This is a genomic window from Nonomuraea sp. NPDC003727 (assembly GCF_053586935.1).
In genome coordinates, this window is sequence record NZ_JBSFNE010000017.1 from 37,226 (window position 1) to 53,768 (window position 16,543).

Annotated in this window: 15 protein-coding genes; 7 read left to right on the plus strand and 8 right to left on the minus strand. The window is 67.5% G+C overall.

Translation table 11 applies throughout. The annotated features are described in order from the left end of the window. Window positions 1–118: 118 nt before the first annotated feature. The 7 genes from ACWDLG_RS34925 to ACWDLG_RS34955 all read right to left on the minus strand — a co-directional run bounded on the left by ACWDLG_RS34925 (window position 119) and on the right by ACWDLG_RS34955 (window position 9,591). Window positions 119–1,768 (minus strand): hypothetical protein, encoded by a 1,650-nt coding sequence (locus ACWDLG_RS34925; protein ID WP_449928358.1) that lies wholly within the window; start codon window positions 1,766–1,768, stop codon window positions 119–121. A gap of 462 nt (window positions 1,769–2,230) precedes the next feature. Then, complete coding sequence (locus tag ACWDLG_RS34930) at window positions 2,231–3,826, minus strand: trypsin-like serine peptidase (RefSeq protein WP_449928360.1); 1,596 nt, start codon at window positions 3,824–3,826, stop codon at window positions 2,231–2,233. Window positions 3,827–4,700: 874 nt separating this feature from the next. Next, window positions 4,701–4,946, minus strand: a complete 246-nt coding sequence (locus ACWDLG_RS34935; protein WP_449928362.1) for a hypothetical protein — start codon at window positions 4,944–4,946, stop codon at window positions 4,701–4,703. 101 nt (window positions 4,947–5,047) lie between these two features. Further along, window positions 5,048–5,980 (minus strand): hypothetical protein, encoded by a 933-nt coding sequence (locus ACWDLG_RS34940; RefSeq protein WP_449928364.1) that lies wholly within the window; start codon window positions 5,978–5,980, stop codon window positions 5,048–5,050. 72 nt (window positions 5,981–6,052) lie between these two features. Continuing rightward, window positions 6,053–6,577, minus strand: coding sequence for a hemerythrin domain-containing protein (locus ACWDLG_RS34945; RefSeq protein WP_449928366.1), 525 nt, complete (start codon window positions 6,575–6,577; stop codon window positions 6,053–6,055). 549 nt (window positions 6,578–7,126) lie between these two features. Continuing rightward, window positions 7,127–8,215 carry a trypsin-like serine peptidase gene (locus tag ACWDLG_RS34950; protein WP_449928368.1) on the minus strand — a complete coding sequence of 363 codons (1,089 nt, stop codon included), beginning with the start codon at window positions 8,213–8,215 and terminating at the stop codon, window positions 7,127–7,129. 275 nt (window positions 8,216–8,490) lie between these two features. Further along, window positions 8,491–9,591, minus strand: a complete 1,101-nt coding sequence (locus ACWDLG_RS34955; protein ID WP_449928370.1) for a trypsin-like serine peptidase — start codon at window positions 9,589–9,591, stop codon at window positions 8,491–8,493. 254 nt (window positions 9,592–9,845) lie between these two features. On the opposite strand from ACWDLG_RS34955, the gene ACWDLG_RS34960 reads away from it, so the two are divergent. The 3 genes from ACWDLG_RS34960 to ACWDLG_RS34970 all read left to right on the plus strand — a co-directional run bounded on the left by ACWDLG_RS34960 (window position 9,846) and on the right by ACWDLG_RS34970 (window position 11,954). Further along, the gene (locus ACWDLG_RS34960; RefSeq protein WP_449928372.1) at window positions 9,846–10,175 is read left to right on the plus strand and encodes an SSI family serine proteinase inhibitor; all 330 of its coding nucleotides are present in this window, start codon (window positions 9,846–9,848) and stop codon (window positions 10,173–10,175) included. 229 nt (window positions 10,176–10,404) lie between these two features. Further along, window positions 10,405–10,743, plus strand: a complete 339-nt coding sequence (locus ACWDLG_RS34965) for a YciI family protein (protein WP_449928521.1) — start codon at window positions 10,405–10,407, stop codon at window positions 10,741–10,743. A 26-nt stretch (window positions 10,744–10,769) separates the two neighbouring features. Beyond that, on the plus strand, window positions 10,770–11,954 hold the full coding sequence (locus ACWDLG_RS34970) for an RNA polymerase sigma factor (RefSeq protein WP_449928374.1): 1,185 nt from the start codon (window positions 10,770–10,772) through the stop codon (window positions 11,952–11,954). A 34-nt stretch (window positions 11,955–11,988) separates the two neighbouring features. Here the strand turns inward: ACWDLG_RS34970 and ACWDLG_RS34975 are convergent, their stop codons facing one another. Beyond that, the gene (locus ACWDLG_RS34975; protein WP_449928376.1) at window positions 11,989–13,107 is read right to left on the minus strand and encodes a trypsin-like serine peptidase; all 1,119 of its coding nucleotides are present in this window, start codon (window positions 13,105–13,107) and stop codon (window positions 11,989–11,991) included. Between the two features lie 254 nt (window positions 13,108–13,361). On the opposite strand from ACWDLG_RS34975, the gene ACWDLG_RS34980 reads away from it, so the two are divergent. From ACWDLG_RS34980 to ACWDLG_RS34995, 4 genes are all read left to right on the plus strand, one after another. Further along, on the plus strand, window positions 13,362–13,712 hold the full coding sequence (locus ACWDLG_RS34980) for a hypothetical protein (RefSeq protein ID WP_449928378.1): 351 nt from the start codon (window positions 13,362–13,364) through the stop codon (window positions 13,710–13,712). Window positions 13,713–13,767: 55 nt separating this feature from the next. Beyond that, the gene (locus ACWDLG_RS34985) at window positions 13,768–14,640 is read left to right on the plus strand and encodes a hypothetical protein (RefSeq protein ID WP_449928380.1); all 873 of its coding nucleotides are present in this window, start codon (window positions 13,768–13,770) and stop codon (window positions 14,638–14,640) included. 9 nt (window positions 14,641–14,649) lie between these two features. Continuing rightward, entirely contained in the window at window positions 14,650–15,615 is a 966-nt protein-coding gene (locus ACWDLG_RS34990; RefSeq protein ID WP_449928382.1) for a zinc-binding dehydrogenase, read from the plus strand. A gap of 70 nt (window positions 15,616–15,685) precedes the next feature. Then, a complete protein-coding gene (locus tag ACWDLG_RS34995; protein WP_449928384.1) occupies window positions 15,686–16,525 on the plus strand; it encodes an oxygenase MpaB family protein in 840 nt (279 codons plus the stop codon). Window positions 16,526–16,543 lie beyond the last annotated feature (18 nt).

Below are 16,543 nucleotides of genomic sequence, written 5' to 3' on the forward strand. Positions count from 1 at the left end.
TGCTCCGGACCCGAAGCACTTCAGACCCAGGAAAAGGCCGAAGGGCCCGGCAGAAGCCGAGCCCTTCGGGTGAAGCAGGCGAGCTGAGGTTTGGACCCCCGAGCTCACGTCAAGCGTGTTACGGCTTCGGGAACGGGAACATCGGGCCCGAGGCGGTGTTCGCGGCAGCCTTGTAGACAGTCGCGGTCTCACCGTCGAAGTACGGGCTGGAGATGTAGTCCACGCGGTCGTTGCCGTCCTGGTCGTTGAAGGTGCTGGTGACACCGTTCACGTAACCGAGGCGCTTGGCGTTGCTGTACTTGAGCAGCCAGGGGCCACCGTCGTAACCGGGGGTCACCGGGCACTTCAGCGCCAGGTGCTCCTCGATCTTCTTGGCGGCCGAGCCCTGGAGCTTGGCGCTGGTCTTGCCGTAGCACCACTTCGGCGTCACACCGGTGTACGGCTTGGAGCCGTCGGGGTGCTCAGCGTAGGGGTAACCCCAGGTGCGGACGACCTGGCCGGTGGGCTGGTTGTACGCGAAGCCCTGGCCACCGACGACGTCGCCGAGGCGGCCGTTGTCGACGAACTTGTAGTCCTGGACGAAGTAGCTCTCGGCGAAGTAGAGGACCTTCGCGGTGGACTTCACCCAGAGGATCGTCCAGTACTCGGTCTTCTTCCAGCCAACAACGGTGTCACCGTTCTTGACTTCCTCGAGCTTGCCGTCGAACTTGCCGCTGGCCTTCTCGGCGAGCAGACGGTCGTAGGTCTCCTTGGAGATCGCCTCGGTCTTCGACTCCCACTTCGAGCCGTTGTCGAAGTCCTCACCCTTGGTGCCGGTGGCGACACCGCTGCCCTTGGCGGCGGTGTGGGCCGACTCGGTCACGGAGACCTTGACAGCCTTGATGCCGTTGCTGCCGTCAGCGTCGGTGTAGGCCTCGAACTCGGCCTTGGTGTCGACGCTGCTCGGGCGAGCAACGTGCTCGACCTTGTCGGCGTCGGCAACCTCGGACTGGAACGGGCCGTTGGGGCCGAACTTGTCGCGGCCCGCCTCCCACTCAGCCTTCTGCTTCGAGTCAGTGATGTCGAAGTACTTGCGCTCGGTCCACTTGGGGCCGACGTGCTTGTCGTACTCGCCCTTGCTGACCTGGGCCTTCGCGGCCGCACCGCCGCCAATGCCGTTGTAGACGGTGACGAACGCGTAGTCGCGGTCGAAGTCCTCGTAGACGTCGAAGTCGTAGTGCGTGAACGCCTGCTTGCCGACGTAGATGCCGTACGGAGCCTTGCCCTGGTAGTAACCGGGGACGAAGACCCAGCGGGACACGACCTCGTTGTTGGCGGCCAGGTCGTAGACGCAGTGACCAGCAGTCGCAACCAGGTTCTTGTAGTTGGACTGGATCGAGGTGCCGGAGCACCACTGCAGCTTGCCGTCACGGGTCTCGAAGAAGACCTTGCCGAGGGTCTTCGGCACGTTCACGTTGTGAACCTTGGCCGCGACCTTCTTCTCCTCGCCGATGGGCGCGACGACACCCGGCTTGGTGTCGGCGGTGTAGCCGCCCTTGGAGACGAGCTTCTTAACTTCCTTGTAGTCCCAGTGGTAGGCCGTGGCCGCCTTGAGAGCAGCGTTGTCGGACTTCGTCCAGAAGTTGATGATGTCCGAGACCTGCTGAGCGCTCTTGGCCAGGTACTCGTCGTTGGGGACGGGCGTGGCCGAGGCGGTGCCGGCGAGGCCGGCGGCCAGCAGACCGGTGGCCAGGATGGCCCCACCAGCCGGGAGGAGGATGCGCTTCAAGGTAACTCCTTGCGCTGTCGTGGAACGCCTCTTGCGTCCCATGCGTCAGTAAAGGGATAGCCAGGAACATACAGTGCCGATCTTGGAATCCGGTAGCCGCTTTGGCGGGAAAAGAGCGCACAAGTCGGGCGTGATCGTTCTGTGATGTTTAAGAGGCTGAAGCGCACACGCGGTGTCTGCGGGGGTTTGGGGATCGTTTCCGCAGATCATCATAAGGATGTTGTTAGTGTGACTGATGAGGTTGCTGCTCGGTCGTCACGGTGAGTTAGTGGTTGATGTGACGTACATCACATTGATCCGATGGCACCGATTCGGGCTCCGGTGCGTCGAAGGGGCCAGCAAATTTCGATCACACCTCCGAACCAGGCGCCAACACAGAGGGGCCCGACGGATGTCGGGCCCCTCTGGCATTGCTCGGTGAGCCGCGGAACCAGCCCTCAGCTCGGTCTTACGGCGACGCCGTTAGAAAATCTTGCCGGACCACACGTTCGCAGCGGCCTTGTAGACGGAGGCGGTCTCACCGTCGAAGTAGGGGCTGGAGATGTAGTCGACGCGGTCGTTGCCGTCCTGGTCGTTGAAGGTGCTGGTGACACCGTTCACGTAGCCGAGGCGCTTGGCGTTGCTGTACTTGAGCAGCCAGGGGCCACCGTCGGCGCCCTCGGTCATGGAGCACTTCAGTGCCACGTGCTCCTCGATCTTCTTGGCGGCCGAACCGACGGTCTTGGCCGTGGTCTTGCCGTAGCACCACTTGGGCGTGATGCCGGTGAAGTTCTTGTGACCGTCGGGGTGCGCCCCGGCCGGGTAGCCGAAGACGCGGACGTACTTGCCGGTGGGCTGGTTGTAGGCGAAGCCCTGACCGCCGACGTTGTCGCCGAGACGACCAGCGTCAGCAGCCTTCACGTCCTGGACGTAGTAGGTCTCGACCCAGTAGCGGATCCGCTCGGTGGTCTTGACCCACTTCTTGACGAAGAACTGCTGCTTGTACCAGGCGGTGGCCTGGCCGTTCTTGTCCTGGGTGGTGCTGAGCTCGCCGAGGAACTTGCCGTCGGCCTTGTCGGCCAGCAGCTTCTCGTACTCTTCCTTGCTGATCGGCAGCTTGACGCTCAGCCGCTCGAACTTGGCGTTGTTGTCCCAGCCGGTGGTCGCGTTCTCGTAGACCGACTTGACGACCTCGACACCGGTGAGCTGGACACCCTTGGTCGGGCCCTTGCCCAGGATGTAGTCCTCGATGTTCTTCGAGGAGACATCATCGGGCTTGGCGACCGTCTCGACCTGCGGGTCGAGGGCCTTGGACTGGAACGGGCCGTTGATGCCGTACTTCTCGACACCCGCGACGTACTCGTCCTTGGTGATGTCCTTCTCGTCGACCCACTTGGGACCGGAGTGCTTCTCGAACTCGCTCTTGGTGACCTTCGCCGGAGCCGAGCTGCTGAGGTTGATGCCGTTGTAGACGGTGACGAACGCGTAGTCGCGGTCGTAGTCCTCGTAGACGTCGAAGTCGTAGTGCGTGAAGGCCTGCTTGCCGACGTAGATGCCGAACGGAGCCTTGCCCTGGTAGTAGCCGGGGACGAAGACCCACTTGGACATGACGTCGGAGTTGCCGGCCGTGTCGTACACGCAGTGACCGGCCGTGGAGACCAGGTTGCGGTAGCGCGACTGGATCGAGGTGGCCGAGCACCAGCGGGGCTCGCCCTTGGAGTTGACGAAGAAGACCTTGCCGATGGTCTTCGGCATGTTGACGTTCTGCGACTTGGTCGCGGTCTTCTTCTCTTCGCCGATCGGCGCGACGACACCCGGCTTGGTGTCGGCGTTGTAACCGCCGGTCGACTTCAGCTTGGCGACATCCTTGCTGTCCCAGACGTTCGACTCCTTGGCCGCCCGGAGAGCAGCACCGTTGGAGGCGGCCCAGTACTCGGCGATCGACTTGGCGGCCGCGGCGTTCTTCGCCATCGGGTCGCTGGCGACGTCGGGGGCGGCGTGAGCGGTACCAGCCAGGCCGGCGGCCAGCAGACCGGTGGCGAGGATGGCGCCACCGGCGGGGAGGAGGATGCGCTTCAAGGGAACTGCTCCTTGCTCTGTCGTGGGTCGCAACATGCGTCCCATGCGTCAGTAAAGGGATAGCAAGGACCATAACGCGGTGATCTTCGCAGGTGGAAGCCGTTCTGCGGCATCTGAGAACCGCCCTTACCGGCGTGACCTTTCCGTTACCAGTCAGAGATGATCGCGAAGCGTGATCGTCGCGACACGTTTTCGCAGGGCCTCGCGGGGTTGTTGCGAATGGTGCTCATGAGGGGTGAGTGAGGGGATACGCTACGTGATCGGCTTGATGTGACTCAGATCACAGAAATTTGATGGCACCGAATTGGCTCTTGCTCCGTCTAATATCACTCGATCTTGCCAGGAAACCTTCAGGAAAGCGGCCTCGCGCCTACTTTCCGGTCGCCAGCGTGACGCTGAGTGCGGGCTCGCTGGATGTGTGAGGCGTGGTCGCGTCGCAGGGTTGACCGTCCGGAGTGCGCGACGAGTGCGGTCCAGCCCGCCGACGGTCGGCCGCGCGGCAGTCATCCGTGCGGCTGGCCGTGGCGATGCTGCCGGCGGCTGGGGGGAAGGAATCCGAGGGGGCGATCTCGCGCTCACCTCTTCGTCCCGTCCGCCGGACCTGGAAGCTCCCGAGGTGAGCGCCTTGAAGAGGGGTGGGAGCCGTCGGGCGCGTTGGGCCGCAGTCCTGGACAGCCGCCGGCTGGCTGCGCCAAGGACTTCGCGGGCGTGCCGTTCATGCGCGGGAAAAGGAAACGGGTGCGAGGGTCCGATGGACACCCGCACCCGCGGAAAGCTCTTCGGCGTGGTCGACGACCCGGCGGCTACCTGCTCCCGGGGCGAGCGGGTTCGTGACGACGGGCCGGGCGTGAGCACTCGGCCATGTGGACGGACGTCATTCCCTGTCGAACAGGTCCTCGACGCTGTCGGCCGTGATGGACTTCGGGAACCAGGTGTTCAGCTGGTCGGGGTCGGAGCAGTCGAGGATGCGCTTCTCGGCCTCAGGTGAGACGTCGATGCCTCGTGTGCGGAAGGCGAGGATGACGTCCTTGGCCCGGGCCTCGGCTGCGCCTTCGGCTTTCCCTTCGGCGACCCATTGGCGGACGTAGTCGCTCTTGTACTTGTGGATTCTGGCCGCCATGAGTCCCTCCACCAACTTCCGCGCCGATAGTTCAGGTAGCAGCGTCCGTGCGACACCCGCGAGAGGTCTTCGGTGCGGGCACTCGACCATGTGGGCGGATGTCATTCGCTGTCGAACAGGTCCTCGACGCTGTCGGCCGTGATGGACTTCGGGAACCATGCGCTCAGCTGGTCGGGGTCGGAGCAGTCGAGGATGCGCTTCTCGGCCTCGGGTGAGACGTCGATGCCTCGTGTGCGGAAGGCGAGGATGATGTCCTTGGCCCGAGCCTCGGCTGCGCCCTTGGCTGCGCCTTTGGCTTCTCCCTCGGCTAGGCCTTCGGCGACCCATTGGCGGACGTAGTCGCTCTTGTACTTGTCAGTTCCGACTGCCATGAGCCCCTCCACGAACCTCTGCGCCGCTACCTTCGATAGCAGCGCCAGTACGACATCAGCATAAGTCTCGCCCAGCCCGTCGGCCATGAGCGGCGCTGCCTTGAGGAAGGCGTCCATGACCTCTTGCCCGTCGGCTCCGGGCGTGCGCCCGTGTGCGACGACGGACAGCGCGGCCAGTTCGGGCTCGGCCACGGCCTGGGCCACGTCCGTGATTCTGGGCAGTTGATCGGGGCCCATCACCAGCGGGGCGAGCCTCCACCCTGGGTGTCCCATGTCGATCGGGGTGGCGCAGTGCCTGGCTGTCTTGCTGCTCAGGCACATCACCAGCAGCACGGTGTCGCACTGCAGGCGGGCGCGGAGGGTGGCCAGGTAGACCGGCCAGCTCCACTGCTTGTCCTCGTCGGGACGTAGCTGCACCTCCACGACCACACCGAGAACCGGCTTGCTACCGGCCCTGTGCACGACCACGGCGTCGGCTCGATATTCGGCGGGTTTGCAGTCGACGAGGTTCTCTGACTCCACGCGCACCTCGTCATGACCGGCGAGGGTGACGCCCTGCCCGTGGATGAGGGTCGCCGCGAGCGTGGGCCGCTTTCGGAAGAGATCGATGACGGTCTCGTGAGCGATCGAAGGCACGACGATCACTTTACTGAACGTGGTCATCTCGTGACTGTTGGTTTGGATCTTTGGAGGGCGTGACTGTGGGCCGTCTTATGCGGACGGCCCACGTCCCGTTCATTCTGGTTCCGGTACGGCCTCGGCCGAGGCGGCGAGGAAGTCGGGGGGCGACGCCTGCCACGCGGGGATGTTCAGCGTGTCGAGCGCCGCGATGATCTGGCGCTCCTCGAAGGCGAAGTGCGACTCCACGATGGCGGCCAGTCCGTCGAGCTCGCGCCGTACCCGTTGGGCGTCGGCCATGTCGGTGCCCACGTCGGCGGCGAGGGACTCGATCCTGCGGAGGATGCCGGCCACCAGGTGGTGGTCCTCCTGGAGCTTCGCCAGGACGGGGCGGAGGGTGGGGAACTCCTCGGCCAGGGCGGGGAAAGCGGTGCGGTCCTCGCCGGTGTGGTGGCGTTCGAGCGCCGAACAGAAGGTGAGGCAGTGGGCGCGCAGCTCGCGCGGGCGGTGGTCGCCGCCGTCGAGGAAGGCGTCGAAGCTGTCGCGCAGGGCGGCGAGCTCCTCACGGAGCCAGGAGTGGACGTCGATCAGCTGGGTGCCGAACGCCTGGAGGCGGCCGGTCGGATCGGTGGGTGTGGGCACATGATTCCCGTGTTTCGGCGCCTCCGTGCCCGCGACGGTCTCTTTGCCGGGTGCACTGCGACGCTGAGGCGGGATTCCAGCATTCTTCGCGGGGGGTGTCAAGAGCCCTGGGGTGAGGGAGGCGCTGGGGAACGCAAGGGCGCCCGAGGCAGGGATACCAAGAGCATGGCGGCGGGAGGCGTGACTGCATGACTTCCGGCGAGAGGGGCCAGGGCTCCCAGGGCGTGGACGCGGATCCGGTGGGAGGGGGCCGGGGGTTCCCAGGGCGTGGACGCGGATCCGGTGGGAGGGGGCCGGGGGTTCCCAGGGTGTGGGCGCGGATCCGGTGGGAGGGGGCGGGGGTCCCGGAGTGTGGGCGTGGATCACGCGGGAGGGCGCCAGGGCTCCAGGGCTCCAGGGTGAGGGCGCGGATTCGGCGTGAAGGACTGCTGCGCGGGGGCCGGGCGCAGTGCGGCTACGGGGAAATGCGGGGAAGGTCGAAGAGCGGAGCGTGGGCATGAGAAAGGGCCCGGGAGGGAGGTGCCGGGCCCTTTCTCTAACTGCTGGCCGTTAGCGGAGCAGCTCGCCGTTCGGGCCGACGATCCGGCCGGACGCCATGTTCTTGGCCGCGTTGTACACAGCGGCCGTCTCACCGTCGAAGTACGGCGAGGAGATGTAGTCCACGCGGTCGTTGCCGTCCTGGTCGGCGAAGGTGCTGGTGACACCGTTCACGTAGCCGAGACGCTTGCCGTTGCTGTAGTTCAGCAGCCAGGGGCCGCCGTCGTAGCCGGGGGTCACGGGGCACTTCAGCGCCACGTGCTCCTCGATCTTCTTCTCGGCCGAGCCGACGGTCTTGGCGGAGGTCGCGCCGTAGCAGTGCTTGGGCGTCACGCCCGTGTACGGCTTGCTGCCGTCGGGGTGGGGCGCGTACGGGTAGCCGAAGGTGCGCACGATCTTGCCGGTCGGCTGGTTGTAGGCGAAGCCCTGGCCACCGACGTTGTCGCCGAGCCGGCCCGCGTCCTCCGGCTTGGAGCCGTCGAACTTGATGCCGTTGTAGACGGTGACGAACGCGTAGTCGCGGTCGTAGTCCTCGTAGACGTCGAAGTCGTAGTGCGTGAAGGCCTGCTTGCCGACGTAGATGCCGAACGGAGCCTTGCCCTGGTAGTAGCCGGGGACGAACACCCACTTGGACATGGTGTCGGCGTTGCCGTCGGTGTCGTAGACGCAGTGGCCCGCGGTGGCGACCAGGTTGCGGTAGTTGCCCTGGATGGAGGTGGCCGAGCACCAGCGGGGCCTGCCGCTGGCGTCCAGGAAGAACACCTTGCCGATGGTGCGGGGGATGTTGATGTTCTGGGCCGTGCCGCTGCTGACGGAGTTACTGGTCGGGGCGACCATGCCGGGCTTGCCGTCAGGGGTGTAGCCACCCTTGCTGACGAGCTTCTTGACCTCGCTCGAGTCCCAGTAGTACGCGCTGGCCTGACGGAGGGCGGCGCCGTTCGACTTCCACCAGAAGCTCGCGATGGACGAGGCGTCCCTGGTGCTGGTCGCCATGGGGTCGGAGGCGATGTCGCGGGCGGCCTGGGCGGTGCCGGAAAGGCCGGCGGCCAGCAGGCCGGTCGCCAGGATCGCGCCACCAGCCGGGAGGAAGATGCGCTTCAAGGTATAACTCCAGGTTTCCTTTGCGCTGACTGTGACGCCTGTTGCGTCCCAAGAGTCAGCAAACGGATAGCGAGGAACCTACAGCGGAGGGTTTGGTCATGGGAATTTCCCGTTGATCATGTCAACGGACAAGTCGGACGAATCACACCGCTCGTGATCTGTCTGAGATGAAGTGACCTTGTGTGGTCTGTGCTGATCAGGAGGCTTCTGACGCCGAAGTGATCAATTGGTTGTCCCGGAGTTCGTGTGATCCGAGTCACATTTTGGGCGGGGAGTCAGGTGAGCGAGTCGTTCGCGGCGTGATCGTAGACCTCGAACGTCGTCGTCGTGAAGTACGGCGAGGACACCGCGTCGAACTTGCCGACCGCGTCGAGGTTCCACGTCAGGCTGTTGACCCCGTTGAGGTAGCCCAGGCGCGTCGACGACTTGTAGCCGAGCATCCACGGCCCGCCGCTGGCGCCGGTGCTGAAGTCGCAGCCCGGCAGCAGCACGCCCCACTGCAGGTTGCGTGTCGGGTTGACGGTCCGCTTGGTGGTGCCCTCACAGGTCTTGAGCGTGCGCCCGTCGAACGGGTGGGTGTTGTCCGGCTGGGCGCCCGCCGGGTAGCCGAAGGCGCTGATCTGGTTGCCGGTCTTCTTGCCGACCGTCAGGCCGAGGCCGCCGATGTTGTCCTCCAGACGGCCGACGTCCTTCATGGCGAGCTTGCCGTTCTCGGTCGTCCAGCGGAAGCCGCGGTGCACCGAGACGAAGGCGTAGTCGTAGTCGTAGTCGCCGATGGCGGCCCAGTCCTCGTGCATGTGGAGCGTCGAGCCGACGTAGATGCCGTCGGGGGCCTCGCCGTCCTTGCCGGGGTTGGGGACGAAGATCCAGTTGGTGCTCTTGCCGAGGCGCGGGTCCCAGGCGCAGTGGCCCGCGGTGGCGACGAGGCTGCGGTTCCTGGCGGCGACGGCGCTGGCCGAGCACCAGTACTCCTTGCCGCCCAGCTGGAAGTAGACCTTGCCGATCGTCCGGGCCGTACCGCCCTTGGCGGGCGTGGTGGGGGCGATGTCGCGCGGCGCGCGCGTCCTGGCGATGGTCTGGGGGCTCAGCGATCCGGCGGAGGTGGAGGGCGACGACGACGGCGAGGAGCTCTTGGTGCCGGGGGTGGCGGGGGAGTAGCTGTCGGCGTCCTTGAGCTTCTCGGGCTTCCAGTACTCGGCGACCTTGCGCATCTCGGCGTCGGAGGCGGCCAGCGGCTCGGAGTAGACGTAGTCGGGCGGCGCGGCGGCGGCGTGGGCGACCCCCGTGGTTCCGGGCAGCGTCCCCGTGATTCCGGGCAGCATCAGCAGAACGCCGCTGACAGCGGCGATCGCGAGTTGCCTCAGGCGGGGGATCATGAAATGCCTTCCTTAGACCGTAACGCGTGATTTTTCCAGATCGTAAGCGTTATTGCAGCCTGGATTGGCGATCGTTATGTGATCTAGAAAAACCCGATATCCCGCGCGTCGGTCGTTGTCCCAGGTCAGAGGCCCAAGAGAGGCTTCTCGTCATGAGAAGACTCGCATGTGTGGCCGTTGTTTGCGGTACGGCTTTCGCCGCATCTTCCGGGGCCGCGACGGCCGAGCCCGACCCCCTATCCGTGATGGCAGAAATGATCTTGAAGAAGGTCGACCAGAAGCGGATGCTCGTGCTGAGCAAGGGGTCGCGCCTGGTGCTCCTGACGTGCGAGCCGTACCGCGTCTCCACCCATCCGGCGCCACGGCAGGCGTGCGCGGAGCTCGAGGCGGCCGGCGGCGATCCCGCGGAGATCGAGCCCGACCCGCTCATCAGGTGCACCATGGACTACAAGCCTGTCAACGCCGCCGCCGTCGGCATCTGGGACGGCCGGATGGTCAGGTACCGGCACACGTTCGGCAACGCGTGCATGATGCGGCTCTCGACGCGGTCCCTCTTCTCCTTCGAGCCGGTTCCCCCGCGCTGACCTGCTCCGGCACGCCCTCACGCGCCGGACGGGCGTGTCCGGGCCGCGCCGCCCGTCACCACGGCGACGAGCGCCAGGCACCGGCGGTGACGCGGCGAGTACACCGTTCCCCGTGCGCACGGCCGAGCCGGAACACGCCAGGCACCGGCGGCCGAGGCGGCGAGTACGGCACGGCCGAGCCGGAACAGGCGCACCCCTCTCGACCTGTAGCGTCGAAGACGTGAAGTACATGCTCATGATCTACACGAACGCCGTCGCCGCGAAGGCCGTCAACGAGAACATCGACGACGCGATGGCCACGGTGGAGGATCTCATCGCCGAGCTCACCGCCAGGGGCGAGTGGGTGAGCGGCGAGGCGCTGGCCGACCAGGCGGGCTCCCGCACCATCAGGTTGAAGAACGGCGTGGTCGCCGTCACCGACGGCCCCTTCCTGGAGTCGAAGGAGTACCTGGCCGGCTACTGCATCATCGACTGCGAGACGCCCGAGCGGGCGCTCGAGATCGCCAGGCGCTGGCCCGACGTCGCCTACGGCGGCACGATCGAGCTCCGCCCCGTCTTCGAGGAATGACCAGGAACGGCGTGGAAAAGCGGGGCATGACGGTGGAGCCGGTGCCGATGAGGGAGGACCTGCTCAAGGAGCTGGCGCCGCAGGTGCTGGGCGTGCTCGTGCGACGGTACGGGCAGTTCGACGCGTGCGAGGACGCGGTGCAGGAGGCCCTGCTGGCCGGGGCGACCCAGTGGCCGAGGGACGGCCTGCCAGACAACCCGAAGGCCTGGCTGGTGACGGTCGCCTCGCGCCGGATGATCGACGAGATCCGCAGCGAGGAGGCGCGGCGGCGCAGGGAGGCGGAGGTCGCCCTGGAGGCGGAGCCGCCCGAGGTCCCCGACACCGACGACACGCTGACGCTGCTGTTCCTGTGCTGCCATCCGGCGCTGACGCCTGCCTCGCAGATCGCGCTGACGCTGCGCGCGGTCGGCGGCCTGACGACCGCCGAGATCGCGGGGGCGTTCCTGGTGCCGGAGGCGACGATGGCGCAGCGGGTCAGCAGGGCCAAGGCGACGATCAAGAAGGCGGGCGCCACCTTCGAGATGACGCCCGACCGGCTCGACGTGGTCCTGCACGTGCTCTACCTGATCTTCAACGAGGGCTACACCGCCACGTCCGGGCCTGACCTGCAGCGCGCCGACCTCACCGCCGAGGCCGTCCGGCTGACCAGGACCGTGCACCGGCTGCTGCCCGACGACGGCGAGGTGGCGGGGCTGCTGGCGTTGATGCTGCTGACCGACGCCCGCCGGGCGGCGCGCACGGACGCCGAGGGGGCGCTGATCACGCTGGACGAGCAGGACCGGACCCTGTGGGACAAGGACCTCGTCGCCGAGGGCGTGGACCTGGTGACGGCGGCGCTGTCGCGGGGGCCGCTCGGGCCGTACCAGTTGCAGGCGGCGATCGCGGCGGTGCACACCGAGGAGGGCGAGACCGACTGGCCGCAGATCATGGCGCTGTATGAGCTGCTGGCGCGGGTCGCGCCGGGGCCGATGGTGACGCTCAACCAGGCGGTGGCGGTGGCGATGGCGCGCGGTCCTCGCGAAGGGCTGGCCCTGCTCGACACCGTCGAGGGGCTGGAGGGGCACCACCGGCTGCACGCCGTACGGGGGCACCTGCTGGAGATGGCGGGGCAGGAGGATGCGGCGCGCGCGTCCTTCGTGAGGGCGGCGGCGCTGACGGCCAGCCTGCCCGAGCGGCGCTACCTGGAGGACAAGGGGAGGCCCCGGTCCTGAACGGACCGGGGCCGGTGGTGCTGCCCGCGACGGATCAGCCGGGCTGGTTGCCGCTCCAGCGGTTGGCGGCGGCCTTGTAGACCTTGTAGGTGTCGCCGTTGAAGTACGGCGAGGAGATGCGGTCGTAGCGGTCGTTGCCGTCGGTGTCCCAGGCGACGCTGTTGACGCCGATCAGGTAGCCGGTGCGGCTGGAGTTCTTGTAGTTGTAGAGGAACGGTCCGCCGCTGGCACCGGAGGTGAAGGAGCACTTGAAGCCGACGTGCTCCTCGATGCGGAACTTCGGCGCCGGCGGCATGGGGGCCGTCGTGCCGTAGCACCACTTCATGGTCTTGCCGGTGAAGGGCTTGTCGCCGTCGGGGTGCTCGCCGGCGGGGTAGCCGAAGGAGAACACCGTGGCCTTGGGGTTGCGGTTCCAGGTGAAGCCCTGACCGCCGACGTTGTCGCCGAGCCTGCCGACGTTCTTCTTGACCAGCTGCCAGGTGCCCTTGTCGTCCTTCTGCCACGTCGGCTTGAAGCCGTTGTAGACGTTGACGAAGGCGTAGTCGTAGTCGTAGTCCTCCTTCACCACGAAGTCGTCGTGCGCGTTGAAGGTCTTGGCGGCGTAAATGCCGTAGGGGGCCTTGCCGTCCCACTTGTTGTTGCCGTCCCAGTACGACGGGATGAACACCCAGTTGTCGTAGAAGACGTTGTGCTTGACGTCGTAGACGCAGTGGGCCGAGGTGGCGACGAGGTTGCGGTACTTGCCCTGCACCGAGGTGCCGGAGCAGTACTTCCAGCTCCTCCGGTCGTTCTCGTTGGCGCCGGGCAGCGTGAAGAAGATGCGGCCGACCGTGTTGGGCAGGTTGACCTGCTTGGTCTTGATGGCCTTGGCCTTCTCCTGGCCGATCGGGGGAACGGATCCGGGCGGGCCGTCGGGGGCGGAGTTGGCGCCCTTCGCGCCCCTCACGTCCATGGACAGATCGTCGTTGATGTCGGTGGCCGCGCGGAGCTTGTCCGGCGTCCAGAACGCGATGGCGCCGGCTGCTGAGGTGGCCGCGTCCTTGGAGACGACATCGCTGGGGGCCGCGGCCTGGGCCGCGGTCGCGCTCATCAGGCCCGCGGCCATGCCGATGGCCGCGACGCCGACGGTGAGGCGCCTTGCTCGGGAAAACATGGAGCTCCTTCCGGTTCTCGGCGGCCCAGAGCGGGGAACTGTGCCCCGGTGGGCCAGGAAAACGTTGAGGACGCTACTGAATGGCGCAAGGCGCGAGCCAGGAAACGACGTGAAAAAGTCTGGCCCGGTTCCATTCCGTTATTGAAATAACCATTCCGCATGTATTCAAGAATGGTATTTCCGCAGGTCGACGCCGCAGTTCGATATCGCCGGCAACATTGTCACCAGGTGTCTCCCGCTTTACATGCCGAACATTGCTCTCGTTATGTCGGCGTCATGTCGGAGCCGCTCGGCTCACCGTCCGTGACCAGCCGGGCCCCGAGTCGCTGTCCCTGTGGGAGACGGTGGCGCGGCAGGCGATCGCCACGCCCGTCGCGATCGTGCCCACGTACGCGGGCGAGGCGACGGTGGCCGGATACACGGTCGCGCACGAGCGTGACGGGTCACCCTCGAAGGGGCTGCTCGTGGCGGACCTGCCGGGCGGCGGGCGCGCCCACGCCCGGGTACGGCGGGCCGGCCTGCTCGCCGACGCCATGAGCACGCAGCTGGTGGGACGGCGGGTACACCTGACCACCGAGGGGAAGGTCAACACGGCCGTCTGGTGAAGCGATCATGCCCGGGGTCTTGCGTGGGGCGGGCCGAGGTCACCTCAATGGAGGTGTGCGCGATGTCATCGAGGCAGGCCCCCGGCGCAGGGGATGGGTCGGCATCGTGGTCCTGCTGGCCGTCCTCGCCGTCCCGGCGGTCAGCCTGCTGATCAGCAGGAGTCCGGACGGCCGGGCGCCCGTGGTGACCCCGTCGACGGCCGCGCCGACACCCGCGGCGGACCAGCGGGACCGCGCGCCCAACATCCTGCGCGCCTACCCGCGCAGCCTGGGCGACGAGGAGAGCATCGACGTGGTGTTCCCCGACGGCACCAAGGCCCAGGTTCGCTACCCGGTCGAGCTGCGCCTGGCCGCGCGCGGGTCCAGGCCCTACCAGGGGGCGTGGATCGGCGGCGAGCGGGCGATGTTCCGCAAGCTCTACGCGCCCCTCGGCGGGATGCCCGAGGGCGGCACGCGGATCAGGAGCATGACCCGCAACGTCTCTCTGTGGTCCGCCGGCGAGGGGCAGGTGCTGCTGTTCGCGTTCGGCAGGTGGCGGATCGCCCTGCAGGACCGCCGCGACGGGCTGACCTTCGAGCAGCGGATGGAGTGGGCTCGCGCGCTCAAGGGGAGGGTGACCCGCGACGGCTACCTCGTGCTGACGGCCAGGGAGCCCGTCCACCTGTCGAAACCGGGCGACCGGCTCGGCGGCGAGCCCGCCGGCCCCGGGTTGCTGTTCGGCGGCGAGCTGCTCGGCCGGCCGGACGAGCTGGTGTCGCTGGTGCTGACGCCCCATTGCGACCGCAACAGCGGCATCCCTCCCGAACTGCGACGCAACGCCACCTATGTCGACGGCGTGTGCAGGGGCGATGTCTTCGTCTCCGCTGCGGGCGCGGGAGTGTTCGTGCGGGCGGCACTGGAGGGGATCAAGGTGAAGCTCACCGAGTAGGGTGCGGCCATGTTCGCCGTTACCGCTACACAGACCGATCCCGACAACCCGCTGGCCGGGCTGACGCTCGGTGAGCATCCCGACCCCGAGCCCCGCGACGGCTGGACCACGGTGTCCGTGAAGGCCGCCGCCCTCAACCACCACGACCTGTGGACGCTCAAGGGCGTCGGCATCCGCCAGGACCGGCTCCCGATCGTGCTCGGCTGCGACGCGGCAGGCGTCGACGAGGACGGCAACGAGGTCATCGTGCACTCCGTCATCGGGCAGGGCGCCGACGAGACGCTCGACCCCAGGCGGTCGCTGCTGTCGGAGGTGCACGACGGCACGTTCGCCGACAAGGTGGCGGTGCCGCGCCGCAACCTGGTGCCCAAACCCGCCGCGCTGAGCTTCGAGGAAGCGGCCTGCCTGCCGACGGCGTGGCTGACCGCCTACCGGATGCTGTTCGACAAGGCGGGCATCGAGCCGGGGTCGACCGTGCTCGTGCAGGGCGCCGGCGGCGGCGTCGCCACCGCGCTGATCGCGCTGGGCCGGGCGGGCGGGTTCCGGGTGTGGGCCACCTCCCGCTCGGAGGAGAAGCGGGAGCGGGCCCTCCGGCTCGGCGCCGACCGGGTCTTCGAGCCGGGGGCCAGGCTGCCGGAGCGGGTCGACGCGGTGATGGAGACCGTCGGCCAGGCCACCTGGGACCACTCGCTGAAGGCGCTGCGTCCCGGGGGACGGATCGTCGTGTCGGGCGCGACCAGCGGGGCGGTGCCGCCCGCCGATCTCAACCGGGTCTTCTTCCTGCAGCTGTCGGTCGTCGGCTCGACGATGGGCACCCGCGACCAGCTCGCGCGGCTGGCGGTCTTCCTGGAGCAGACCGGCGTGCGCCCGCTCATCGACCGGTCGATGCCCCTGGACCAGGCACGCGACGGGTTCGCCGCGATGCTCCAGGGCGAGTTGTTCGGCAAGGTGGTGTTCACGCTCGACGATAAGTGAGGGGTTACTCCGTCGCGCTCCCGGGTGATACAAAGAAGGGGAAGGTGTGTCACCCGAGAGGTCATGACCCATGGAGCCCTTCCGTCCGGGCACGATTCACTGGGACACCGCAGGCGAGTACCGCAACCTTCTCGTGGCCGGCAGCGCGCTCGTCCTGCAGACCATGCACCCCGCGGTGGGCGCGGCCGTGGGCGAGCACTCGACCTACCGGCAGGACCCCTGGGGCCGGCTCGCCCGCACCCTGAACTCCGTCCAGACCTGGGTGTACGGCGGCGCCGAAGCCGAACGCGAGGGCAGGCGGCTGAGAGAGATCCACGCCTCGATCAGCGGCACCGACGACAAGGGCCGCCCCTACCACGCCCTGAACGGCGAAGCCTACGCCTGGGTCCACCTCACGCTCTTCGAGCGCTTCGTCACGCTCAACCGCTACTTCGGCACGCCGTACTCCAGGGAGATGGAGCGCCGCCTCTACGCCGAGTCGCGGCAGCTCGGCCGGATCCTGCGGGTGCCCGAGCGGGAGGTGCCGCCCACGCTGGACGACTTCTGGCTCTACTTCGACCGCATGGTGGCCGACCGGCTCGAACCGCATCCGACCGCGCTGGAGGTGCTGGCCACCATGCGCGGCACGCCGGCGCCGCCGATGGTGCCCAAGCCGCTGCGCGGGATCTGGCGGCCGGTGGGCATGGGATCGGGGGAGTTCAACCACTTCGTCACGGTGGGGACGCTGCCGCCTGCCGTACGGGGGGTGCTGGGGCTGGAGTGGTCGGAGAGGGACGAGCGCAGGCTGCGGCGGATCGGGCGGGCGGTGGCGGCGCTCACGCCGCGCCTGCCCGAACGGGTCCGCTACCTGCCGATCGCCTACCGGGCCAGGCGGGCCGCGCGCGAGCCCAACCGGCCGCTATCGGCGTAGCGCCGCAGCGAGAGGAAC

Excerpts from the sequence above, each read along its gene's own strand:
- ACWDLG_RS34935 (WP_449928362.1), bottom strand. The coding sequence starts at position 4,946 with ATGGCGGCCAGAATCCACAAGTACAAGAGCGACTACGTCCGCCAATGG.
- ACWDLG_RS34940 (WP_449928364.1), bottom strand. The coding sequence starts at position 5,980 with ATGACCACGTTCAGTAAAGTGATCGTCGTGCCTTCGATCGCTCACGAG.
- ACWDLG_RS34955 (WP_449928370.1), bottom strand. The coding sequence starts at position 9,591 with ATGATCCCCCGCCTGAGGCAACTCGCGATCGCCGCTGTCAGCGGCGTT.
- ACWDLG_RS34960 (WP_449928372.1), top strand. The coding sequence starts at position 9,846 with ATGATCTTGAAGAAGGTCGACCAGAAGCGGATGCTCGTGCTGAGCAAG.
- ACWDLG_RS34965 (WP_449928521.1), top strand. The coding sequence starts at position 10,405 with ATGCTCATGATCTACACGAACGCCGTCGCCGCGAAGGCCGTCAACGAG.
- ACWDLG_RS34970 (WP_449928374.1), top strand. The coding sequence starts at position 10,770 with ATGACGGTGGAGCCGGTGCCGATGAGGGAGGACCTGCTCAAGGAGCTG.
- ACWDLG_RS34975 (WP_449928376.1), bottom strand. The coding sequence starts at position 13,107 with ATGTTTTCCCGAGCAAGGCGCCTCACCGTCGGCGTCGCGGCCATCGGC.
- ACWDLG_RS34990 (WP_449928382.1), top strand. The coding sequence starts at position 14,650 with ATGTTCGCCGTTACCGCTACACAGACCGATCCCGACAACCCGCTGGCC.
- ACWDLG_RS34995 (WP_449928384.1), top strand. The coding sequence starts at position 15,686 with ATGGAGCCCTTCCGTCCGGGCACGATTCACTGGGACACCGCAGGCGAG.